The sequence below is a fragment of the Variovorax glacialis genome (assembly GCF_051216375.1).
In the GTDB taxonomy this organism is placed as follows: Bacteria; Pseudomonadota; Gammaproteobacteria; order Burkholderiales; family Burkholderiaceae_C; genus Variovorax.
The window spans coordinates 209,305-230,087 of the sequence record NZ_JBPJZT010000006.1; the positions used below are offsets into that span (position 1 = coordinate 209,305).

Below are 20,783 nucleotides of genomic sequence, written 5' to 3' on the forward strand. Positions count from 1 at the left end.
TTCCGTAGCTTTTGCGAATGCGGTTCGTAGAATGTTAGACCCTTCAGGAGATCGTCTCGATGAACGCCCCCACCGCTCTTTCCCATCTCACGCCGGAGATCGCACTGCGCGAGGTGCCGGACGCATTGATCGAGGCCCTCAAGTCCCGCTTCGGTGATCGCTGCTCCACCGCGCTGGCGGTGCGCTCGCAGCATGGTCGCGACGAGTCGTCCTTCGATGCGCCGCCGCCTTCCGCCGTGGTCTTTGCCGAGAGCACCCAGGACGTGGCGGACGCAGTCAGGCTCGCGAGCGAGTACAGCGTGCCGGTGATTCCCTTCGGCGTAGGCTCCTCGCTGGAAGGGCATCTGCTGGCCGTGCAAGGCGGCATCAGCATCGATGTGAGCCGCATGAACCGCGTACTGTCCGTCAACGCCGACGATCTCACGGTGACGGTGCAACCCGGCGTCACGCGCAAGCAGCTGAACGAGGAGATCAAGAGCACGGGCCTGTTCTTCCCGATCGACCCGGGTGCCGACGCCTCGATCGGCGGCATGGCGGCGACGCGCGCGAGCGGCACGAATGCGGTTCGCTACGGCACGATGCGCGAGAACGTGCTGGCGCTCGAAGTGGTCACCGCCAGCGGCGAAGTGATCCGCACGGGCACGCGGGCCAAGAAGTCGTCAGCGGGCTACGACCTCACGCGCCTGCTCGTGGGGAGCGAAGGCACGCTGGGCGTCATCACCGAGATCACCTTGCGCATCTATCCCCTGCCGGAGGCGGTGTCGGCGGCGATCTGCTCCTTCCCGAGCATCGAGGCTGCGGTGCGCACCACCATCGAGATCATCCAGTTGGGCGTGCCCATCGCGCGCGTGGAACTGATCGACGTGAACACCGTGCGCATGGTCAACGCCTATTCCAAGCTGGGCCTGCGCGAGGAACCGATGCTGCTGATGGAGTTCCACGGGTCGCCGGCCGGCGTGAAGGAGCAGGCCGAAACCGTGCAGGAGCTGGCCAGCGGCCATGGCGGCAATGCCTTCGAATGGGCCAGCACGCCCGAAGAGCGGACGCGCCTCTGGACCGCGCGGCACAACAGCTATTTCGCCGCCGTGCAATCGCGTCCCGGTTGCCGAGTGATCTCGACCGACACCTGCGTGCCCATTTCGCGCCTGGCCGATTGCCTGCTCGAATCCGTGGCGGAAGCCGATGCCAGCGGCATCCCCTATTTCCTCGTCGGCCACGTGGGCGACGGCAACTTCCACTTCGGCTATCTGCTCGACCCCAACGCGCCGGAAGAGCGCGTGACGGCCGAGAAACTGAATCACGCGCTGGTGTCGCGCGCGCTCGCGCTCGAGGGAACCTGCACGGGCGAACATGGTGTCGGCCTGCACAAGATGGGCTTCCTCGTCACCGAGGCCGGCGCCGGAGCGGTCGACATGATGCGGACGATCAAGCGCGCACTGGATCCGAAGAACATCATGAATCCCGGCAAGATCTTCAGTCTCTAGCCATCGCCGCGCACCCAGACAAAAGCCCGGGGCTCGAAAGAGCCGCCGGGCTTTTGCACACCCTGAGCGATGCCTTATTTTTTCGTGCTGGTTCCGTTGCCCGTGCGCTTCGCGGCCGGTGCCGAGGTTTGCGAGGGTGCGGCCCCACCGTCCACGCCGAGACGGCCGCCGCCGCCGAGGCCCTGCCCTTGCACGGTCTGCGCCTTGTAGTCGCGCAGGGCGATGACCATCTGGTTGAACGCGTCCATGAAAGCCGCGCTGATGATCTTGCCTTCCGCCGTGTTGGTGTAGCCGCCGAGCCCTGCAGCGCCGCTTCCGCCGAAGACCGAACCGAAGGCGCCGAAATCGGTCTTGGATGCGCTGCCTTCCGACGCCGACACCTGGACGCCCGAGCGGTTGTCGACCAGCGTGAGCATCGCGCTGGCCTCCTTGGTCTGCATGCTGCCGCCGACGGCGGAAATCACGCCGCTGTAGCGACCGCCCACCAGCCCGCCCAGCGCGCCCCCGACTCCGCCCGCGTTCTGGTTGCTGAAGACGATCTCCGGCGAAAGTCCGTAATCGGAAGCGACCATCTGGCCGGCGCCGAAATTGCTGCCCTGTCGCATCTCGCCGGACTGCATCAGCTGGCGCTCGCGTGACATGGCGTTCATGCCGGCCGCGCCGCGCTCGACCACCACGAAGCAGTTCGATTGCTGCACCAGCAGGCGCAGCAGATTGGCTGTGGGCGGCAGCTTGTATTCGTTGCGGAGGATCGTGTACCAGCCTGCGGTCTGGTTCTCGACCAGCGACACCGTGCCGAGCGGCGACGCGCATTTCTCGAGCGCGGTGTTGGTGTTCGTAGACGCACTGCCCGCCGCGCTGCCGGTGGCCACCGTCTTCGCGCTCTGGCTGCCCATCTGCATGTCCGTGGTTTCACATCCGGTCAGGAAGATGGCACCCAAGGCAAAGGCCGCGAGCGAGAGTCTCGTGTTGTCCATGGCTGGATCCCTCTTAATACTTTCTGGTTAAAAACTGAACCAGAGAATAGATCCAAGTAACCGGATGAATCAATCGCCCGGAAAGCCAGGAGCGCGTCGCGCGAGCTATGCCGTTTGGCGGATCCGGTCGATCAATCCGTTGAGGGCATCGAGCGAGCCGAAGTGAATCGCGAGTTCGCCGCTCTCCTCGATGCGGCCGCCACGTCGGCTGCGCTTCTTAATTCGGACTTCGACTTCGGCCGCCAGGAGGTCGGCGAGTTCTTCCTCCACGCGAAGAAGATCCCGCGATTTCTCGGCTGCGCCACGGCGAGGCGACGGCGTGAGACTGAATTCGGCCGCCAACTTCTTGACCAGGGCTTCCGCCTCGCGCACCGAGAGCTTCTTGGCTGCGATCTGATTCGCCGCGGTAATCTGCGTGCCCTTGTCGAGCGACAGCAGCGCGCGGGCGTGACCCATGTCGATATCGCCGGCCATCAGCATCGCCTGTGCCGGCTCCGCCAGATTGAGCAGTCGCAAAAGATTGCTGGCGGCGCTTCGCGAACGACCCACTGCCTGCGCGGCCGATTCGTGAGTGAGCCCAAACTCGGCGACCAGGCGTTGGAGGCCTTGGGCTTCCTCCAGCGGATTGAGGTCTTCGCGCTGGATGTTTTCGATCAGCGACATCGCGGCGGCCGCCTCGTTGGGCACATCCCGCACCAACACTGGCACGCTCTCCAGCCCCGCCAAACTTGCCGCTCGGAAGCGGCGCTCGCCCGCGATGATCTCGAATTCGGCGTTCTTGGCACGCGCTGCATCTGCGTCCAGGCGTCGCACGAGGATCGGCTGCATGATGCCCTGCGCCTTGATGCTCTCGGCCAGTTCGTACAGCGCACCCTCGTCCATGCGCGTTCGCGGTTGGTAGACGCCCGGCACCATCTGGTCGAGGTTCAGGGTCGTCGGGTTGGGCGTCGGCATGTCTTCGGCCGACCCGTGGTCCGGCCCGTTGAAGGTCGGCCCGAGCAGGGCTTCGAGTCCGCGGCCGAGGCCCTTGGGTTTTTTGGTGGCCATGGAGATCAGTCTTCTTTCAAAAGGTCGTTCAATAGCGCGCGGCCTTCGGGCCAGTCGCCCAGGCCGGATTCGCTGTTGATGTGGCCGCGCTTGCCGGCATCGATGTGGCGTGCACCCCAGTCGCGGGCCATCTGGTGGGAGCGGCTCGCATCGCAGTAGGGGTCGTCCTGGGCGGCAATCAACAGGGCGGGGAACGGCAACGGTTGGCGAACGATGGGTGCCCAGCCGGGAATCATCTGGCGGACGTCGTCGCGCTCCAGATCGCCGGGAGCGACCAGCAACGCGGCGCGCACCTTGCCGGTGTTTCGCGAATGGGCCGCCCACGCGGCAACGAGGATGCATCCGAGACTGTGCGCGACCAGCGCGACCGGGCCCGGCGCTGCGAGGATCTCCTCTTCGAGGCGGGCCGACCAGTCGCCGCGCAGGGGGCGCATCCAGTCGTGCTGCTCGACCCGGTGATCACCGTAGATGGCTTCCCAACGGCTCTGCCAATGGTTGGGGTCGCTGTTCTGCCAACCGGGCAGCAGCAGGATTTTCGTGACAGTCATCTCTGGCGAAAACGATTTCAGGGACCGTCCGGAAGCTGGACAGCCACAGGCGGCGGGTCCATCGGCACGGGCGCGATGGGCGTGACCGGCGCAGGCGACTCCGCGGCCAGCGCACTTGCGGGAGGCATTTTCTCGACCAGTTCCTGAGCGAAGGCCACGAAGGCCTGGCTACCCTTGGCCGCCGGGTCGAAAACGACGCCGGGAAGCCCGTAGCTCGGGGCCTCCGCCAGTCGCACATTGCGCGGGATCACCGTATCGAAGACCTTGTCGCCGAAATGCGCCTTGAGTTGCTCGCTGACCTGCTGCTGCAGCGTGATGCGCGGATCGAACATCACGCGCAGCAGGCCGATGATCTGCAGGTTCTTGTTGAGGTTGGCATGCACCTGCTTGATCGTGTTGACCAGATCGGTCAGTCCTTCGAGGGCGAAATATTCGCACTGCATTGGCACGATCACACCATGCGCGGCGCACAGCCCGTTGAGCGTGAGCAGGCTCAGGCTTGGCGGGCAGTCGATCAGGATGAAGTCGTACTCGGCGCCGACGGCGGCCAGGGCGGTCCGCAGTCGCTTCTCCCGACGGTCGAGGGTGACCATTTCGACCTCAGCGCCAGCCAGTTCGCGATTGGCGCCCAAAACGTCGTAGCCGCATTTTTCGGCATTCACCCTTGCTTCGGCCACGGAGGCTGATTCGAGCAGCACGTCATATACCGTCGTTTCAAGCTGGCGCTTGTCGATTCCGGAACCCATCGTGGCATTGCCCTGTGGATCCAGGTCGATCATGAGCACGCGCTGGCCGACTTTCGCCAGGCCTGCGGCAAGATTGACCGTGGTCGTGGTCTTGCCGACACCGCCTTTCTGATTCGCAATGCAGAAGATCTTGGCCATGTTCAGGAGCCCTTCCTCGGCGCGGACGGCGAAATGCAGGCTTGCGGGCTTTTCATGCTCACGAGGAAGCCGCCAGCTTGACGCCAAAAGCGATCAGGAAGACGCCGGCCAGCTTGTTGAGCGTCCCTGAAATCCGGGGGTTGGCGCGCATGCGTTCGGCCAAGAAATGTGTCAACAAGGTCGCACTAAGGCCGTAGAGGAATGTCAGGGTTGCGATCGTCAACGCCATGACGGCGAAGGTCGTGAGGCCCTGATGACGGGATGGGTCGACGAACAGCGGGAAGAACGCCATGTAGAAGACGATGGCCTTGGGATTCAGAAGCGTGATCATCAAGGCTTGGCGCAAATACTGCCGGGGCTTGATGTTGAGGATGGGAGCGGCGCCCGGCTTGGTGCGCAGCATCTTGAAGCCGAGCCACGCCAGATAGGCGGCACCCAGCCATTGGACCGCGCTAAACGCAGCGGGATAGGCGGTCAGCAGCGTCGCTACGCCTGCGACCGCTGCCCACATCAACACCTGGTCTCCGGCGATCAATCCGATGGTCGCCGCCAATCCGCCCCGAATTCCGCCCTTGCTGGTCGATGTGATCAAGGCAAGGTTTCCCGGCCCGGGAATCGCCAGAAAAAGAATGATGGCCGCGACGAACGCGCCGTAATCAGCGATGCCGAACATGAAATTGCCTCAGAAGGGGGTGCGTCGAGTCTAAGCGAGGTCGACGCGGCGGACGCCGGTCAGAGGACGGGTTTTCGCATCCAGACGACGCAGCGCTCGGCGTCGAGGCCCGGAACGGACAGTTGTTCCACGTGAAACACCTCTATTCCGGCCGGCAACTGGGCAATCTCGTCACTGGGCACCCTGCCCTTCATGGCGAGCCAGACACCCGTCGGAGCCAATAAATGCGAGGAGCCACTGACGAAATCAGGCAACGATGCAAAGGCGCGGGAGCTGATGACGTCATAGCTTCCGGTCAATGTCTCTACACGGGCGTGCAGACCACGGACATTGCGCAGGCCAAGTTCGGACGCAACTTGCTGGACGAAGGCCATCTTCTTCGCCACGGCATCGACACAGGTCACGTCGATGTCGCTCCGAAGAATGGCGATCACCACGCCAGGAAGCCCGGCGCCGGCCCCGACGTCCAGCAGCTTGGCGCCTCCCGCCCGTTCCCTGGAAAGAGGCTTGATAACCGAGAGACTGTCGAGCAAATGATGAGTCAAGACACTCGCCGGATCCCGGAGTGCGGTGAGGTTGTAGACCTTGTTCCACTTCAGGATGATCGCCCCGTAGGCCAAGAGCTGTTCGCTCTGCCGGGCTGTCAACTCAATGCCAAGCGTTTGGGCGCCCTCGCGCAGCTGCTGTTCCTGGCTCATTCTGCGGACTGGGCCTCTGGCGCCCCGTCACGGACGAAGGCACGGTGCCCACCTCTGCGGAGATGAATCATCAGCAGCGAGATGGCCGCTGGCGTCACCCCGGAGATGCGCGAAGCGATGCCTAGCGTTTCGGGACGATGCTTGGTCAGCTTCTGGCGCACCTCGAAGCTCAGCGCCTTGACCTGCCCGTAGTCCAGATCCGCAGGCAGCTTGAGATTCTCAAAATGCGCGGCTCGCTCGACCTCGTCGTGCTGGCGATGGATGTAGCCCGAATACTTGGCTGCGATCTCGATCTGCTCGACCTCGGATTCGCCCAACGGTTCGGCAGCACTGTATTTGCCGCCATCCAATGACATAAGCGATTCATAACTCACGTTGGGCCGACGCAGCAGATCACCCAGGTTGTATTCGTGATCGATGGCCTTGCCCAGCACGCGCTCCGACTCGGCTGCCGGCAGATTCCGCGGATTGACCCAGATCGAGCGCAGGCGCTCTGTTTCACGTGAAACAGCATCGCGTTTCCGTGAGAACGCATCCCAACGCGCATCATCGACCAAGCCCAGTTTGCGACCCGCTTCCGTCAATCGCATGTCTGCGTTGTCTTCGCGCAGTTGCAGTCGGAACTCAGCCCGGCTCGTGAACATGCGATAGGGCTCGGTCACGCCCTTCGTGATCAGGTCATCGACGAGGACGCCCAGGTACGCCTCGTCGCGACGGGGCAGCCAAGCCGCCTCTCCCCTGCACTGCAGTGCAGCATTGATACCCGCGAACAGCCCCTGCGCAGCCGCTTCCTCGTATCCCGTCGTGCCGTTGATCTGGCCGGCGAAGAACAGGCCCTGAATGGCGCGCGTCTCGAAATTGCTCTTGAGTTCGCGCGGATCGAAGTAGTCGTATTCGATCGCATAGCCCGGCCGCAGGATGTGCGCGCTCTCCAAGCCCGCCATCGAGCGGACCAGCTGGTATTGGATGTCGAACGGCAGGCTGGTCGAGATCCCGTTCGGGTAGTACTCGTTGGTCGTCAGCCCTTCCGGCTCCAGGAAGATCTGATGGCTTTCCTTGTCGGCAAATCGATTGATCTTGTCTTCGACGCTCGGGCAATAGCGCGGTCCGACGCCGTCGATCTTGCCGGTAAACATCGGGCTGCGATCGAAGCCGGACCGGATGATCTCGTGCGTGCGCGCATTGGTGTTGGTGATCCAGCAAGGCATCTGCTGCGGATGCATGTCGGCTCGCCCCATGAAGCTGAACACGGGCATCGGTCCTGCTCCGCCCCCATCGCCGGGTTGCTCGGTGCATTTCGAAAAGTCGATGCTTCGGCCGTCCAACCTCGGCGGGGTGCCCGTCTTCAAGCGCCCTTGCGGCAATTTCAGTTCCTTGAGCCGCGCCGACAGGCTGACCGCCGGTGGATCGCCCGCACGCCCTGCTTGGTAGTTGTCGAGTCCGACATGGATCCGGCCGTCGAGGAAAGTGCCAGCCGTCAGCACGACGGTGCGCGCACGGAATGCAATGCCCACCTGCGTCACCGCACCGACCACCCGGTCGCCCTCGATCATCAGATCGTCGACGGCCTGCTGGAACAAGGACAGATTAGGCTGGTTCTCCAGCCGACGGCGGATCGCCGCCTTGTAGAGCACGCGATCCGCCTGTGCGCGCGTCGCACGCACGGCCGGTCCCTTGCTGGAATTGAGAATTCGAAACTGGATCCCGCCTTCATCCGTCGCGATGGCCATCGCGCCGCCCAGCGCATCGACCTCCTTCACCAGATGGCCCTTGCCGATGCCGCCGATCGATGGATTGCAGCTCATCTGCCCCAGGGTTTCGATGTTGTGGGTGAGCAGCAAGGTGCGGGCGCCCATTCGGGCGGACGCCAGCGCGGCTTCAGTGCCGGCGTGGCCGCCACCGACAACGATGACGTCGAATTCTTCGGGATAGAGCATGGGAGTGGCGCACTGTCGCGTGCGCTGCGGAAAGGGGCACCAATTTTAATCGCTCAAGCCACTTCGTGCCGCCCTTGGGGGCATGCTGATCGAATGCCCGAACCCCTTCAAGATCGGCATCCAATCTGGATTTATTGCTATCTTTTTGATAGCAATGCGGCTTCAGCTCTCTACCGCAACAACATGAGCGGCAGCCTGACCCTTATCCCCGGCATCGTGCGGCATCACAGGAACCGGCTTTTCGATACCAACGAGCAGGCCGCTGGGTTCCGGCTCCGCATGCACTGCCGCGCGTTCGTCCTGGAGTTCGCGCACCATCAAGGTCTTCCCCGTCATGGTGACGGGACCGAAGATCGTGCAGAACGCCACGTCCTTCGCATCACGCCCCGTGCCCACGCGGACGAGGCGATCGACCGGCGCCATGCGCGTCGCATCGAACAGCACCCATTGCCCGCCCAGCCAGGCTTCGAACACGGCGTGGAAGTCCTGCGGCGGCTCATCGAACCAGACATAGCCCACGACCAGCCGCGCCGGGATATTCAGTGCGCGGCAAAAGGTAATGCCGAGGTGCGCGAAATCGCGGCATACGCCGGCACGCTCGACGAACACCTCCCGCGCCGTCGTCGTCGAGTCGCTGCTTCCGGGCTCGTACGTGATGCTCTCGTGAATCCAGTCGACGATCGCCTGCACGCGTCCGATCCCGGGCGGCAGGTCGCCGAACAGCTGTTGCGCGCAACGCGACATCAAGTCCGACTCGCAATAGCGCGTCGGCATCATGTAGTGGAGGATCTCGTTGGGCACCTCGTTCACCGGCACTTCCTGCAGGTCGGTCGGCACATCCACATGTGCGCGCTGAACGCTGGCCTTGTAGCGAATCCTCAGCGGCCCGGGCGCGGCGTCGAAGCGGATGAAACGGTTGCCGTTGCCATCGTCGCAAAAGGCCTGCATCTCGACCGCGGGCTCGATCACCAGGTCCTCGCTGATGAGCGCCTGGGAGCCGCTGCGCGCCGCCTCGATGTTGAGCAACAGGTGCGACGGTGCCGAGACTTCGTACTCGAGCACCGCGTCAATGTGCGAGAAATGCATGATCCTCCCTGCGCCTGCGGGCACAGCCTTCGCTGGATGAGTTGATCGAATCAGGACTGCGCGCCGAGCCGCCCATGAGGCGAGCCACTCGCACCGTCAGGCCGGGATGGCAAGTGCCAGTGGGATTGCGTCACGTGGAGCACGCGCAGAACGCGATGCGCCGGACTTTGCAGCAGCACCACCAGAGGCCGTACGCGCGGCCACCGCATCGAAGACGCTCCCACTTTCAGTCCAGCGCCTTCTTCACTGCGCCCACGCCCAATGCCGCCAGCACCAGAAACACGACGGCAAGGATCAGGAACAGACCGAACAGCACCTTGGCAATACCCGCCGCGCCCGCGGCGACGCCGCCAAAGCCCAGCGCACCGGCAATCAACGAGATGACGGCAAAGATGATGGCGTACTTCAACATGAACAACTCCTTGCGATGGCCCTCCACCGCAGCGGCGCAAGCTTAAAAAGCGGCGGCGTCGACGCTCATAGTCGCGGCGCGCAAGCGGCCGTAGGACAAAAACGCGACGCCCCAAACCCGCTAGCATCGACCTCCGCTTGCAAAATCGCATTCCGCCTTTTCACTGGAGTTTTCGCATGAAGCTTTACTACTCGCCGGGCGCCTGCTCGCTGTCTCCCCACATCGCGCTGCGCGAAGCCGGCGTGGCCTTCGAACCCATGCTCGCCAGCACCAAGAGCCACAAGCTCCAGGATGGCACCGACTACTACGGCATCAATCCGCTGGGCTATGTGCCGCTGCTCGAACTCGACGACGGAACGCGCCTGCGCGAGGGCCCCGCGATCGTCCAGTACATCGCCGACCTGGCCCCGACCAAGAACCTCGCACCGGCCAACGGAACCCTGTCGCGGTACCGCCTGCAGGAATGGCTGACCTTCATCGGCACCGAGATCCACAAGAGCTACTCGCCGCTGTTCAACCCGAACATGCCCGACGAAGCCAAGAACAGCTTCAAGACCAAGCTCAAGTCGCGCTACGAGTGGCTCAACGGCCAGCTCGAAGGCAAGGACTATCTGATGGGCGAGAACTTCACGGTCGCCGACGGCTACCTGTTCACCGTCACGAACTGGGCCCAGCCGACCGGGGTCGACATCGCGGACTTCGCCAACCTCAAGGCGTGGCATGCGCGCGTTGGCGCGCGGCCTGCGGTGCAGGAGGCGATGAAGGCTGAGGGGCTGATTAAGTAATACGCCCACCCCCAGGCTTGCCCACTTCGTGTGGCCGCCTTCCCCCTTCGAGGGGGCAACACCTGCGGACCGGCGGAGCCGGATCCGTGGTGTTTCACGAATCGCGTAGCTCTCGTTGGCGTGATGCGATCAGGGCGGCGGCCCACAACGTGATCGCGGAGGCGACGAGGCCGCGGGCCAGGCCGCCTTTGCCGTCGGAGATCCAGCCGGTCACGGTCGGGCCGACGATCTGGCCGAGCGCGAAGGCGATCGTGAAGGCGCTGATGCCTGCGGCCCACTGGGCGGCAGGAAGGTTGTGGCGCACGAGTGCGGTGGTCGATGCCACGACGGAGAGGAACACGGCGCCGAACAGCAGGCCCGAAGCCATCGCCATCGGCCACGACGGGCTGAGCACCGGCAACAACGTGGCGATGCCGAGCAAGGCGTTGAGCACTGCCTGCGGTCCGCCGCCGCGAAACCGGTCGAGCAGACCCGCCCACAGGCGCGACGATGCCACGCAGGCCACGCCGAGCAGCGCATAGAAGGTCGTGATGTCGGCCGGTCGAGCACCCTGCTCGCGCAGCAGGGCGATCACGAAGGTCATGTAGCCGATGTACCCGGCACCGAAAAGCGTGTAGCCAGCGAGCGCCCAGCCGAAGCGGTACACCGGCGTCGGCGTCGAACGGGGCGCGTCGGCTGACGGTGCAGGCACATGTGCACGCGCTTCCGCAGGCAGCGCCCGCATCGCCAACGCCATCACCGCCGTTGCAGCGAAGCTCGCCACCGCCAGCGCCCACCACGCCCAGGCCCAGCCGTGCGGTGTCGTCGCGGCAGCCTGCAACACGGCCGGCACGAGCAAGGCCGACAGCGTGATGCCCAGCCCGGTACCGCCGTAGTAAATGCCAAGCAGGAAGCCAGACCGCGAGGGCTGCAAGGTGGCGAGCCGCGCCGCGAGCAGGCCCCCGGCGACGAACACCCAGGCACTTGCCAATCCGGCAAGCAGCCGTTGAAACAGCAATGCGGGCGCTGAAGTGAAGAAGCCGCTCGCCACCATGAACACGCTGGCCCACACCGCGCCTCCCACCAGTAGGCGAATCGGTCCGAAGCGTGGCATCAAGGCGGGCATCATCAATGCGCCGAGCAGATAACCAGCGGCATTCGCGGTGTTCATCCCGCCGGCCAGCGTGTAGCTCCAGCCGAGGTCGGCGCGCATCGGCGGCAACAACAGGCCGTAGGAGAAGCGCGTGATGCCCAGCGACACTGCGGCGCCCAGCGACAACGCGAGCGCCAGGCGCAATGCTTGTGCGGGCGTGAGCGTGGCGGCGGTCGGCGTCATGGGTGCGCAGCCATTCTGCGGCATCGCTTAGCAGCAAATCGACAACCTCGCGACAGCGGGGATGACGTACGGCGTTTACCCTCTCCATCGTTCCTCACATCAACCAGCAACACCATCAATGTCCTCCCTCTTCGACCCCGTCCAGGCCGGCGACCTGAAGCTGAGCAATCGCATCGTGATGGCACCCCTCACGCGCAACCGCTCGCCGAACGCGGTTCCGCGCGACATCACCGCCACCTACTACGCCCAACGCGCGAGTGCCGGCCTTCTCATCACCGAAGCGACGGCGATCAGCCACCAGGGGCAGGGCTATGCGGACGTGCCCGGGCTCTATGGCACGGAGCAGCTCGACGCCTGGAAGCGCGTGACCGATGCGGTGCACGCCGAAGGCGGGAAGATCGTCGTGCAGCTCTGGCACGTGGGTCGCGTCTCGCACACCGAACTGCAACCCGAAGGCGCCAAGCCCGTCGCGCCGTCCGCGATCACCGCCAGGACCAAGACGGTGCTCATCAAGGATGGCGTTCCGACCTTCACGGAGACCTCCGAGCCGCGTGCGCTCGACGCGAGCGAACTGCCGGGCATCGTGCATGCCTATGCGGTTGCTGCGCGCAACGCGGTCGAGACCTCGGGCTTCGACGGCGTCGAGATCCATGGCGCCAACGGCTACCTGCTTGACCAGTTCCTCAAGACCGGCAGCAACAAGCGGACGGATGACTATGGCGGCAGCATCCAGAACCGCGCGCGCCTCTTGCTCGAAGTGACGCGCGCCGTCGTCGATGCGATCGGCGGCGGCAAGACGGGCATCCGCCTGTCGCCAGTCACGCCCGCCAACGACGTGCATGACGACGATCCGCAGCCGCTGTTCGACTATGTCGTCAAACAACTCGCATCGCTCGGCCTTGCCTACATCCACGTCATCGAAGGCGCGACTGGCGGCCCGCGCGAGATCGAGGATCGTCCGTTCGACTACGAAGCCCTCAAGGCAGCCTACCGCGAGGCCGGCGGCAAGGGCGCATGGATGGTGAACAACGGCTACGACAAGCCGCTGGCCGAAGAGGCCCTGAAGGAAGGCGACGACCTGATCGCCTTCGGCAAGCCGTTCATCTCCAACCCCGACCTGGTGCGTCGTCTGCGCGAAGGGGCGCCGCTGAATCCATGGGACAAGAACACGTTCTACGGTGGCGGCGAGGCGGGGTACATCGACTACCCGAGGCTTTGAGCTCGCCCCCAGGCTTGCCCACTTCGTGTGGCCGCCTACCCCCTACCGGGGGCAACCCCAGCGGCCCGGCGGAGCCGGTTCCGCGGGGTTTCTGAGCTCGCCCCCCCGCCCACATCGCGCGGCCGCCTTCCTCCTGCCGGGGGCAACCCCGGCGGCCGGCAGAGCCGGTTCCGCGGGGTTCCTTGAATTGCGTTGGGTAGCGGTCAGTCGGGGGCGAAGGCTACGCTGACCCGGAGGCCGCCTTCGGGGGATGCCTTTGCGAAGCTGAGTTCTGCGCCGAGGAGTTTTGCGTAGCGGGCGACGATGGCGAGGCCGAGGCCGGCGCCTTGTCCCAGCTTCTGGCCGGCAGGGCCCTGGGCCCAGCGTTGCATGAGGTCGCGCTGGGCCTCCGGGGGTATGCCGGGGCCGTCGTCGACGACGGCCAGCGTGGAGTCCGCCAGTTCGATGGTGATGGTGCGCCCGCCGTAGCGGAGCGCGTTGTCGATCAGGTTGTCGAGGATGCCCTCGACCAGGGCGGCGTTCGCCTCCACCGTCACGACTTCATCGAGGCCGAGCGCACCCAGGTCCACGCCGCGCGCGTCGGCGCGTGCGAGATGGCGCAGCACGGCCTCCTGTACCAACTGATCCAGCCGCAGCGGCTCGCGCTGCAGGCCGGTGCGTCCTTCGTCGGCCAGCGCGAGCGCAAGCAACTGATCCACCAGATGGCTCGCGCGTGCCTGACTTGCGGCAATGTGCTCCAGCTGCTCGCGCCACACGGCTGGCGTGCGCTGCGCCAGACCATAGTCGGCAAGCGCGCGAATGCCGGCGAGCGGTGTGCGCAGTTCATGCGCGACGTTGCCTGCGAACTCCCTTTGTGCCGAGGCACTCTGGGCGAGTCGGTCCAGCAGCGCGTTGAGCGTGTCACCCAGTTGTTCGAGTTCGCGAGAACTCCGCGCTACCGGCACGGGCGCGAGGTCGTGGGCATCGCGCTGTTCCAGCGTCTGACGCAGTTCGCCGAGTGGACGAAGCTCGCGTTGAATGCCGCGCCACAGCCACGCGGCAAGCAGGACCAGCAGAACGAGTTGCGGCGCCAGCGAGTAGATCAGCAACCGCTCGACGAGCACGGCGCGTGCGCGCGTGGTTTGCGCGATCACCACGCGATAGGCATTGGGCTTCTCGTGGTTCAACACCACTGCCCGCAACTCCTTGCCTTGGTAGACGACGCGCGAGAACCGGTAGCGCGCGCCCTCTTCCGGCTCGGGTGCTTCCAGGCCCGCATGCCCGGCGAGCAACGATCCGTCGGGCCGCAGTACGGCGAAGAACACGGTTTCCGATTGATCGAAGAGGACGCTGTTGACCTCGCGCGGCGACAGCAGCAGTTCGATGTCGCGCTCACCCGCCTGCACGTTGGCAGAGACCGCATAGGCATCGTCGAGCATCTCGCGATCGAAGGCCTGCTCGGTGAAATAGCTGGCGACGAACAGCGCCACCGCGGTACCCACCAGCCAGGTCAGGGCCAATGGCAACAGGACGCGCCGAAGCACGCGCGCGGTCAGCGAGGGCGCCGGGCCTGCGCCGGCCCCTGCCGTCGCGCGCACGTTCACACTTCCGCTTCCAGCAGGTAGCCGATCCCGCGCAGCGTGCGGATCGCGGCGCCGCTGCCGGCCAGCTTCTTGCGCAGGCGCGAGATGAAAGCCTCCAACGCGTTGTCGCCCAGCGACTCGTCAAAGGTCGAAAGCTTGTCCGACAGTTCGCGCTTGCTGATCGTGTGGCCCGGTGGGCTCATCAACTCCCAGAGCACTTCGAACTCGCGCGCGGGGAGGTCGAGCGGAACCCCGCCGATCGCGAAGCGCCGGGCCCTGCGATCCAGCCGGAGTTGCCCGAGCGTGGCGATGTCCTCCGTGCCCTGCGCACGCCGCACCAGGGCGCGGAGACGGGCCTCGACCTCGGCCAGATCGAAGGGCTTGCCCAGGTAGTCGTCGGCGCCGGCGTCCAGCCCTGCGATGCGCTCCTCCGTGCGATCGCGTGCGGTCAGCACGAGCACCGGCGTGCGGTCGCCGCGCGCGCGCGCGTGGCGCAGGGCCGTGAGCCCGCTCGCCAGTCCGCTGGTCGGGCTGGCCGTCGCGGGCAGGTTGAGGTCGAGCAGCACGGCATCGAAGGTCTGCACACGCCAGAGGTGGTCGGCCTCCTCGACGCTCGCTGCAACATCGACGCGGTGGCCCGCATCCCCGAGGCTTCGCAGCATCACGCTGCGCAGCACGGCATCGTCTTCGACCAGGAGGATTCGCATGGGGTGTGAGGTGAAAAAAGGTATGTGTTTGTACCGTACGCGAGGGTCAGGAGGCCGTCAGCGCAACGACGCGATAAACGACCGATGAGGATACGACCGTAGGCCGCTTGCGCGGCCTTTTTCATGGGCTTCGCGCCGATGGTGCAAGCCTGCGGGCAAGGAGATTCAGACCATGAGTTCGCCGACCTTCAACACCATCGCGACCATCCTGGAAAACGACTTCCGCTTGCCGCGCGACGTGCTCCAGCCCAACGTAGCCTTGGCGCAACTCGGCCTCAAGCCACTCGATCAGCTGGAACTGGTGTTTGCCGTCGAAGACGCCTTCCGGCTGCGCATTCCCGGTGCCACGCTCGATCCGCGGCAGGGCGCCATCACGCTGCAACGCCTTTGCGAACTGATCGAAGACACGTACTTCAATACCCTGCCCCAGCGTCCCCTTGCTGGACATTGACATCGTGAGAAGGTTCACACTGGGGGTCTCTTCCAAATGAAGGAGCAACCACGATGAGCCAGAAGTTCCAGGTCACGGGCATGAGTTGCGGCCACTGCGTCAGCATGGTCGAGCAGGCGGTACAGACCATCGATCCGGAAGCGCAGGTCACGGTCGACCTCGAGACCGGCCACGTCGACGTCATGAGCGGTCACCCGCGACAGGACATCATCCTGGCGATCGAAAACGCGGGCTATAAAGCCCAATAGGCGATCAGAACCGCTTTCCCGGGCCAAAAGTCCAGGAAGTGTGGAAAAAAACGCAGATAGTTGAATACTTTGTGTTTCAAAGTGCAAAATGCGTACGGCATTTCACAATGACACCAAAGGGGTCCCATGCTGTCGAGTCTGCTGCCATCCTCCGTCCGGGAAGCGGCCTACCGCCGCAAGTTTCTGGAGAACCGTGAAGAGAACCTCTTCATGGGCTCCTTCGAGAGCTTCGCCGCAGCCGAAGCCGGCGCGCCGCCCTCCAAGGCGATCGGCTACGACAACGCCGAGGCGGCCAAGGCCCTCTACAGCCATCAGCTTTATTTCTACGACTATCCCGGCCTGTTCTGGCTGAGTCGCGCCCTGGACGAAGGGATGCGCAGCGTGTTCGACCTGGGCGGGCATGTGGGGATCAAGTACTACGCGTTCCGCCGCGTGTTGCCTTTTCCGGCAGACCTGCGTTGGAAGGTCTGCGACGTGCCAGGCGTCGTGAAGACCGGTCAGGATTTGGCCGTCCAGCGGGAAGCGACCGACCAATTGGGCTTCACCACCGACTTCCGCGATGCCAGCGGCTTTGACGTGCTCTACGCATCAGGCAGCCTGCAATACCTTCCCTTGCGCATGTCGGAAATCATCGCGCAGCTACCCGTCAAGCCCAGGCGCATCGTGATCAACACGGCGGCGGTTCATGAGGAGCGGACGCTCTACACGCTCAACAGCATCGGATTCGCGGTGTGTCCTTACCGGATACAGCATCACGACGAGCTATTGGCGGACCTGGCGGCGTCCGGCTACAAGCGACGCGACGCGTGGCGCAACGAAGGCAAGCCGATCGAAGTGCCTTTCGTGGAAGGTGGCGATAAGGCCTTCTATGCGGGCTGCTGCTTCGATCTTCACTGAGCAGCGGCAGCTAGCGCACAGTTAAACGCCGCGCACCATCGACAGGATCTTCCCCGCATCGAGCGTGCGGGCCTTGTCCTGCATGGCCGGCAGGTAGCGCGACTGAAGCCCCTGTGCCTCCTGCGTGACGTTCGCATAGGCGTCCTTCAGCATCTGCGTCGACAGCGTGCGGCCGCCCGCGTAGTAGCGTTTCGCCACGTGGCCCAGCGCATAGGTCGTGGCGAAGCTCATGCCCGAACTCACGGCCTGCTTGCCGACGCCGCGCAGCAGGCCGCCCCCGACCTTGCCCAGCAAGCCGCCGAGCAGTTTCCGGCCGGCCTGTTCGAGATATTGGGACGTGAGACCCACGCCCACCGTGGCGAGAAAGTCCTTCACGTGGCCGCTGTCGAGCTGATAGCCATAGGCCTGCCCGATGCGATAGACCAGCTTCATCTGCAGGGGAATGATCGCCATCGTCGACAGCGTCTCGGGCAGCAGTTCGAGTGCGCCGTTCAGGATGGCCGCGTTGAGGATGGCCTGGTCGAGCTCCGCATCGGGCACCGTGGAAGCAGCCTTCGGACCGCCGGCGGGCGCGGGCGACGGGACCGCAGCCGGGGTCAGCTGCACGGCGGCGATCGCTTCCGCGTCCTTCTCGAACTGCTGTGCGGCTGGCGTGTCGAGCCGGAGCGCGGTGCGGACCTCCGCCAGGAACTTGCGCTCGGCTTCGGACTGGGTTCCGTCGGCATCGCACACGCACACCGCCATCTCGTAGGCCAGTTGCCGGGCGTCTTCGCCCTGCAGCTGCGCTGTCACGTCGGCGAGGCCCACTTGCTTCATCAGGACGTCCTGGTAAAGCGTCGGAAGGTGGACGCCGTCCGCTTGCGAGAGGCCCTCTGCGATGCGCTTGATCTCGGCGCGCTCCCGCTCGTGCTTCTCGCCGTCGACGAAGGCGGCCAGCAGGCTCAGCGTAACGATGGACCTGGTTTCGGATGGGCTCATGAAGACTGTCCTCCTGAATGATCGGCTTCGTTCGTTTCCCGCACGTCGCAAAGGTTCCGGCCCGCTACCATCCGGGCCATGCCTGCTCACCCGCGGATCCTCATCGCCGAAGACGAATCCGGCATCGCCGACACCCTGCAGTACGTGCTGCGGACCGACGGCTTCGTCCCCGTGTGGTGCCCGACCGCCGAAGAGGCGATCGCGCAGTTCGCCGCCGAGCCGCCTGCGCTCGCAATTCTCGACGTCGGGCTGCCGGACATGAATGGCTTCGAGCTGTTCAAGCGTCTGCAGAAACTTCCAGGCGGTGCCGAAGTGCCGATGCTGTTCCTCACCGCGCGCAGCGATGAGATCGATCGCGTCGTCGGCCTCGAACTCGGCGCGGACGACTACATCGCCAAGCCCTTCTCGCCGCGCGAACTCGTGGCCCGCGTCCGAACGATCCTGCGGCGCAGCGCACGCACGCAGCAGGGCCCATCGACGCAAAGCCCCGCCAGCACCCCGCCGCCCGCGCCCTTCGCCCTCGACGTCGACCGCATGCAGATCCGCTACTACGGCCGCCTGCTCGAACTCTCGCGCTACGAATACGGGCTGCTGCGCCTGATGGTCCAGCGCCCTGGCCGCGTGTTCACGCGCGACGAGCTCCTCGGCCAGGTGTGGGACGAAGCAAGCGACAGTTTCGATCGCACGGTGGACGCCCACATCAAGACGTTGCGCGCGAAGCTCAAGGCGGTCGCGCCCGACGTCGAGCCGATCCGCACGCTTCGCGGCACCGGCTACGCACTCAACGAAGAGCTGCCGCCGAGCGTGTGACCCGAAGAACGCGCATCTTCATCGGCATCCTGCTGATCTACACGGCGGGTATCGCGTTCCTGCTGTATCGCGTGGTTGCGGACATCGATCCGCGCTACCGTGAATCGGCCGAGGAATCGCTGGTGGAGACCTCGCAACTGCTCGCCAGCCTGATCGAGCAGGACGTGATCGCCGGCGCGATCAACACGGCGCGGCTGGAGCCGCTGTTCCGCTCCGTCTATGCACGCCAGTTCTCCGCGCAGATCTACAACCTGCACAAGAGCCATGTCGAGCTGCGCGTCTACGTCACGGACCGCAACGGCCATGTGCTCTTCGACTCGCTGGGTCGCAGCACCGGCGCCGACTTCTCGCAGCGCAGCGACGTCAGCCGCTCGCTGGCCGGCGTGTACGGAGCGCGGACTTCGCGCGACATCGCGGGCGACCCGATGACGTCCGTGATGTACGTCGGCGCACCCGTGCGCTGGGACAACGAAATCGTCGGCATGGTCAGCGTCGGCAAACCAGTGCAGAGCTTTGGCCAGTTCGTTCAGGATGCGCGTGCCCGCACGCTGGCGGTCGGCGTCGGCTCCGCCTTCGCGCTGCTGGTGCTGGCGATCATCGTGTCCATCTGGCTCGTGCGGCCCTTCGGACTGATTTCCGACTACTTCGGCTGGATGCGGAGCCAACGCAATCTGAGCCTGTCGCGCATGGTGCGTCGGGCCTTCGACACGCTGCGCAGCGGCGTGCACGAGATGCGCGACGCGTTCACCGGACGCAACTACGTCGCCGACTACGTGCAGACCTTCACGCACGAGATCAAGAGCCCACTGTCGGCGATCCGTGGTGCGGCCGAGCTCATCCAGGAACCCTCGATGCCGCAGGCGGAGCGCGAGCGCTTCCTCGCCAACATCGCGCACGAGACGCAGCGCATCCAGGAGATCGTCGACCGCATGATGGAGCTCACCGCGCTCGAGACGCGGCGCGCGCTGGAGTGCTCCGAAGTGGTCGCGCTGGCGCCGCTGCTTCAGGACGTTGCCGGCGGCGCACAGGCCGCAGCGGCGGCGCGGGACATCCATATCAATGTGGCGATCCACGCCGAAGCGCGTGTCGAGGGCGACCCCTTCCTGCTGCGCCGCGCGGTCAGCAATCTGCTCGACAACGCCATCGACTTCTCGCCCTCCGGCGCCGAAGTCCTGCTCGCGCTCGAAACCAGTTCACGCCAGGCCAGGATCAGCGTGCGTGATCGCGGCAAGGGCATTCCCGACTACGCGAAGGACAAGGTGTTCGAGAAGTTCTATTCGCTCGCCCGGCCGCACAACCAGAAGAAGAGCACCGGCCTCGGCCTCGCCTTCGTGAAGGAGATCGCGACCTTGCATCGCGGCCGCATCGAGCTGGCGAACGCACCACGCGGCGGCGCCCTCGCGACGCTCACGCTGCCGCTGCTGTCGAGTCACTGACCGATCAGGGCGCGATAGGCGTTGCGCGTTTCAGGACTGACCGCATCGACCACCTGTTGGTAGGACGTCTTGTGCCGCGCGAGCATCCGCGCCGATGCGACCGTCTTGGACTTGCAGAACCAGTGGCAGGTGTGCTGCATCAGGAAGAGCTCGGCGGACATCGTGAAAGCCTTGGCCTTGGCGCTGCGGCCGGCGCCGTTCTTCATGACTTCGGAGATGCCGCGCGCGTGAATGGCGAAGGCCTTGCGCAGGTCGAAGGAGGCGCCTGGAAGCAGCCGATCCGCATAGGGGATCGCCACCGGGAACTTGCTCACGCGCGCTTCCGATTCGTCGACACGCTCGAACTCGGCAGCAAAGGCGTCGAACTGCGCCGAGAGCTTCTCCTCTGTGGTGTCCAGCAAGGCCCAGATCTGCTCGCGGCGTTCGCGGTCGTCTTCGCCAAGACAGCGCAGGTAGCCTTCGGTGAGGTTCTCCATCAGCTTCTCGATCTGGTAATTGCCCAGATGGCTCGCGAGCAGCGCGATGCGCTGCTTCTGGTCGCGGGACTTGAGGAGATAGGCGCCGATGACGATCAGCGCCACCAGGGTAAGAGATTCCATGACGGCGTTCGAGGAAGGGGATGTGGAGTG

Annotated in this window: 22 protein-coding genes; 8 read left to right on the forward strand and 14 right to left on the reverse strand. The window is 65.0% G+C overall.

Features of this window, described 5'->3' with window-relative positions; translation table 11 throughout:
* The first annotated feature begins 59 nt into the window (after positions 1 to 59).
* Positions 60 to 1,484, forward strand: coding sequence for an FAD-binding oxidoreductase (locus ACSFBL_RS17890; RefSeq protein ID WP_435517139.1), 1,425 nt, complete (start codon positions 60 to 62; stop codon positions 1,482 to 1,484).
* A gap of 74 nt (positions 1,485 to 1,558) precedes the next feature.
* On the opposite strand, the gene ACSFBL_RS17895 is transcribed toward ACSFBL_RS17890, so the two are convergent.
* From ACSFBL_RS17895 to ACSFBL_RS17935, 9 genes are all read right to left on the reverse strand, one after another.
* Complete coding sequence (locus tag ACSFBL_RS17895) at positions 1,559 to 2,461, reverse strand: CsgG/HfaB family protein (protein ID WP_435517140.1); 903 nt, start codon at positions 2,459 to 2,461, stop codon at positions 1,559 to 1,561.
* 105 nt (positions 2,462 to 2,566) lie between these two features.
* Positions 2,567 to 3,508 carry a ParB/RepB/Spo0J family partition protein gene (locus ACSFBL_RS17900; protein WP_435517141.1) on the reverse strand — a complete coding sequence of 314 codons (942 nt, stop codon included), beginning with the start codon at positions 3,506 to 3,508 and terminating at the stop codon, positions 2,567 to 2,569.
* Between the two features lie 5 nt (positions 3,509 to 3,513).
* Entirely contained in the window at positions 3,514 to 4,056 is a 543-nt protein-coding gene (locus ACSFBL_RS17905; RefSeq protein ID WP_435517142.1) for an RBBP9/YdeN family alpha/beta hydrolase, read from the reverse strand.
* Positions 4,057 to 4,073: 17 nt separating this feature from the next.
* The gene (locus ACSFBL_RS17910) at positions 4,074 to 4,940 is read right to left on the reverse strand and encodes a ParA family protein (protein ID WP_435517143.1); all 867 of its coding nucleotides are present in this window, start codon (positions 4,938 to 4,940) and stop codon (positions 4,074 to 4,076) included.
* A gap of 58 nt (positions 4,941 to 4,998) precedes the next feature.
* Positions 4,999 to 5,613 carry a LysE family transporter gene (locus tag ACSFBL_RS17915; protein WP_435517144.1) on the reverse strand — a complete coding sequence of 205 codons (615 nt, stop codon included), beginning with the start codon at positions 5,611 to 5,613 and terminating at the stop codon, positions 4,999 to 5,001.
* Between the two features lie 59 nt (positions 5,614 to 5,672).
* A complete protein-coding gene (gene rsmG, locus ACSFBL_RS17920) occupies positions 5,673 to 6,311 on the reverse strand; it encodes a 16S rRNA (guanine(527)-N(7))-methyltransferase RsmG (RefSeq protein WP_435517145.1) in 639 nt (212 codons plus the stop codon).
* A complete protein-coding gene (mnmG, locus tag ACSFBL_RS17925) occupies positions 6,308 to 8,248 on the reverse strand; it encodes a tRNA uridine-5-carboxymethylaminomethyl(34) synthesis enzyme MnmG (protein ID WP_435517146.1) in 1,941 nt (646 codons plus the stop codon). The genes rsmG and mnmG overlap by 4 nt, the downstream gene beginning before the upstream one ends.
* A 162-nt stretch (positions 8,249 to 8,410) precedes the next feature.
* Positions 8,411 to 9,334, reverse strand: a complete 924-nt coding sequence (locus ACSFBL_RS17930; protein WP_435517147.1) for a transglutaminase-like domain-containing protein — start codon at positions 9,332 to 9,334, stop codon at positions 8,411 to 8,413.
* 226 nt (positions 9,335 to 9,560) lie between these two features.
* Positions 9,561 to 9,746 carry a DUF1328 family protein gene (locus ACSFBL_RS17935; protein ID WP_093106971.1) on the reverse strand — a complete coding sequence of 62 codons (186 nt, stop codon included), beginning with the start codon at positions 9,744 to 9,746 and terminating at the stop codon, positions 9,561 to 9,563.
* 176 nt (positions 9,747 to 9,922) lie between these two features.
* Here ACSFBL_RS17935 and gstA point away from each other — a divergent pair, with 176 nt between their 5' ends.
* The gene (gstA, locus tag ACSFBL_RS17940; RefSeq protein WP_435517148.1) at positions 9,923 to 10,531 is read left to right on the forward strand and encodes a glutathione transferase GstA; all 609 of its coding nucleotides are present in this window, start codon (positions 9,923 to 9,925) and stop codon (positions 10,529 to 10,531) included.
* A gap of 94 nt (positions 10,532 to 10,625) precedes the next feature.
* Here gstA and ACSFBL_RS17945 read toward each other — a convergent pair whose 3' ends face one another.
* Positions 10,626 to 11,846, reverse strand: coding sequence for a YbfB/YjiJ family MFS transporter (locus tag ACSFBL_RS17945; RefSeq protein ID WP_435517149.1), 1,221 nt, complete (start codon positions 11,844 to 11,846; stop codon positions 10,626 to 10,628).
* Between the two features lie 118 nt (positions 11,847 to 11,964).
* On the opposite strand from ACSFBL_RS17945, the gene ACSFBL_RS17950 reads away from it, so the two are divergent.
* Positions 11,965 to 13,065: an alkene reductase gene (locus ACSFBL_RS17950; protein WP_435517150.1), complete on the forward strand. Its 1,101-nt coding sequence runs from the start codon at positions 11,965 to 11,967 to the stop codon at positions 13,063 to 13,065.
* Positions 13,066 to 13,268: 203 nt separating this feature from the next.
* Here ACSFBL_RS17950 and ACSFBL_RS17955 read toward each other — a convergent pair whose 3' ends face one another.
* Both ACSFBL_RS17955 and ACSFBL_RS17960 read right to left on the reverse strand, forming a co-directional pair.
* Entirely contained in the window at positions 13,269 to 14,642 is a 1,374-nt protein-coding gene (locus tag ACSFBL_RS17955) for a sensor histidine kinase (protein WP_435517377.1), read from the reverse strand.
* Positions 14,643 to 14,644: 2 nt separating this feature from the next.
* The gene (locus ACSFBL_RS17960) at positions 14,645 to 15,334 is read right to left on the reverse strand and encodes a response regulator transcription factor (RefSeq protein WP_435517151.1); all 690 of its coding nucleotides are present in this window, start codon (positions 15,332 to 15,334) and stop codon (positions 14,645 to 14,647) included.
* A 172-nt stretch (positions 15,335 to 15,506) separates the two neighbouring features.
* Between ACSFBL_RS17960 and ACSFBL_RS17965 the strand changes: the two genes are divergently transcribed.
* The 3 genes from ACSFBL_RS17965 (at position 15,507) to ACSFBL_RS17975 (ending at position 16,930) form a co-directional block, all read left to right on the forward strand.
* Positions 15,507 to 15,785 (forward strand): acyl carrier protein, encoded by a 279-nt coding sequence (locus tag ACSFBL_RS17965; RefSeq protein WP_435517152.1) that lies wholly within the window; start codon positions 15,507 to 15,509, stop codon positions 15,783 to 15,785.
* 53 nt (positions 15,786 to 15,838) lie between these two features.
* The gene (locus tag ACSFBL_RS17970) at positions 15,839 to 16,033 is read left to right on the forward strand and encodes a heavy-metal-associated domain-containing protein (RefSeq protein ID WP_435517153.1); all 195 of its coding nucleotides are present in this window, start codon (positions 15,839 to 15,841) and stop codon (positions 16,031 to 16,033) included.
* A 126-nt stretch (positions 16,034 to 16,159) separates the two neighbouring features.
* The gene (locus tag ACSFBL_RS17975) at positions 16,160 to 16,930 is read left to right on the forward strand and encodes a TIGR04325 family methyltransferase (protein ID WP_435517154.1); all 771 of its coding nucleotides are present in this window, start codon (positions 16,160 to 16,162) and stop codon (positions 16,928 to 16,930) included.
* Between the two features lie 21 nt (positions 16,931 to 16,951).
* Here ACSFBL_RS17975 and ACSFBL_RS17980 read toward each other — a convergent pair whose 3' ends face one another.
* Positions 16,952 to 17,908, reverse strand: a complete 957-nt coding sequence (locus ACSFBL_RS17980; protein WP_435517155.1) for a YcjF family protein — start codon at positions 17,906 to 17,908, stop codon at positions 16,952 to 16,954.
* Between the two features lie 78 nt (positions 17,909 to 17,986).
* Here ACSFBL_RS17980 and creB point away from each other — a divergent pair, with 78 nt between their 5' ends.
* Together creB and creC are read left to right on the forward strand one after the other, a co-directional pair.
* A complete protein-coding gene (gene creB, locus ACSFBL_RS17985; protein ID WP_435517156.1) occupies positions 17,987 to 18,718 on the forward strand; it encodes a two-component system response regulator CreB in 732 nt (243 codons plus the stop codon).
* Positions 18,715 to 20,154 carry a two-component system sensor histidine kinase CreC gene (gene creC / locus ACSFBL_RS17990; protein WP_435517157.1) on the forward strand — a complete coding sequence of 480 codons (1,440 nt, stop codon included), beginning with the start codon at positions 18,715 to 18,717 and terminating at the stop codon, positions 20,152 to 20,154. Before creB ends, creC begins: the two co-directional genes overlap by 4 nt.
* On the opposite strand, the gene ACSFBL_RS17995 is transcribed toward creC, so the two are convergent.
* On the reverse strand, positions 20,148 to 20,753 hold the full coding sequence (locus tag ACSFBL_RS17995; RefSeq protein ID WP_435517158.1) for a hypothetical protein: 606 nt from the start codon (positions 20,751 to 20,753) through the stop codon (positions 20,148 to 20,150). The genes creC and ACSFBL_RS17995 overlap by 7 nt on opposite strands.
* Between the last annotated feature and the right edge of the window lie 30 nt (positions 20,754 to 20,783).

What these genes read in the sequence shown, in the direction of transcription:
- ACSFBL_RS17965 (WP_435517152.1), top strand. Translation starts at nt 15,507, where the DNA reads ATGAGTTCGCCGACCTTCAACACCATCGCGACCATCCTGGAAAACGAC.
- ACSFBL_RS17895 (WP_435517140.1), bottom strand. Translation starts at nt 2,461, where the DNA reads ATGGACAACACGAGACTCTCGCTCGCGGCCTTTGCCTTGGGTGCCATC.
- creB (WP_435517156.1), top strand. Translation starts at nt 17,987, where the DNA reads ATGCCTGCTCACCCGCGGATCCTCATCGCCGAAGACGAATCCGGCATC.
- ACSFBL_RS17890 (WP_435517139.1), top strand. Translation starts at nt 60, where the DNA reads ATGAACGCCCCCACCGCTCTTTCCCATCTCACGCCGGAGATCGCACTG.
- mnmG (WP_435517146.1), bottom strand. Translation starts at nt 8,248, where the DNA reads ATGCTCTATCCCGAAGAATTCGACGTCATCGTTGTCGGTGGCGGCCAC.
- ACSFBL_RS17900 (WP_435517141.1), bottom strand. Translation starts at nt 3,508, where the DNA reads ATGGCCACCAAAAAACCCAAGGGCCTCGGCCGCGGACTCGAAGCCCTG.
- gstA (WP_435517148.1), top strand. Translation starts at nt 9,923, where the DNA reads ATGAAGCTTTACTACTCGCCGGGCGCCTGCTCGCTGTCTCCCCACATC.
- ACSFBL_RS17930 (WP_435517147.1), bottom strand. Translation starts at nt 9,334, where the DNA reads ATGCATTTCTCGCACATTGACGCGGTGCTCGAGTACGAAGTCTCGGCA.
- ACSFBL_RS17960 (WP_435517151.1), bottom strand. Translation starts at nt 15,334, where the DNA reads ATGCGAATCCTCCTGGTCGAAGACGATGCCGTGCTGCGCAGCGTGATG.
- ACSFBL_RS17970 (WP_435517153.1), top strand. Translation starts at nt 15,839, where the DNA reads ATGAGCCAGAAGTTCCAGGTCACGGGCATGAGTTGCGGCCACTGCGTC.
- ACSFBL_RS17945 (WP_435517149.1), bottom strand. Translation starts at nt 11,846, where the DNA reads ATGACGCCGACCGCCGCCACGCTCACGCCCGCACAAGCATTGCGCCTG.
- ACSFBL_RS17905 (WP_435517142.1), bottom strand. Translation starts at nt 4,056, where the DNA reads ATGACTGTCACGAAAATCCTGCTGCTGCCCGGTTGGCAGAACAGCGAC.
- ACSFBL_RS17975 (WP_435517154.1), top strand. Translation starts at nt 16,160, where the DNA reads ATGCTGTCGAGTCTGCTGCCATCCTCCGTCCGGGAAGCGGCCTACCGC.
- ACSFBL_RS17995 (WP_435517158.1), bottom strand. Translation starts at nt 20,753, where the DNA reads ATGGAATCTCTTACCCTGGTGGCGCTGATCGTCATCGGCGCCTATCTC.
- ACSFBL_RS17950 (WP_435517150.1), top strand. Translation starts at nt 11,965, where the DNA reads ATGTCCTCCCTCTTCGACCCCGTCCAGGCCGGCGACCTGAAGCTGAGC.
- ACSFBL_RS17915 (WP_435517144.1), bottom strand. Translation starts at nt 5,613, where the DNA reads ATGTTCGGCATCGCTGATTACGGCGCGTTCGTCGCGGCCATCATTCTT.
- ACSFBL_RS17980 (WP_435517155.1), bottom strand. Translation starts at nt 17,908, where the DNA reads ATGAGCCCATCCGAAACCAGGTCCATCGTTACGCTGAGCCTGCTGGCC.
- ACSFBL_RS17910 (WP_435517143.1), bottom strand. Translation starts at nt 4,940, where the DNA reads ATGGCCAAGATCTTCTGCATTGCGAATCAGAAAGGCGGTGTCGGCAAG.
- ACSFBL_RS17935 (WP_093106971.1), bottom strand. Translation starts at nt 9,746, where the DNA reads ATGTTGAAGTACGCCATCATCTTTGCCGTCATCTCGTTGATTGCCGGT.
- rsmG (WP_435517145.1), bottom strand. Translation starts at nt 6,311, where the DNA reads ATGAGCCAGGAACAGCAGCTGCGCGAGGGCGCCCAAACGCTTGGCATT.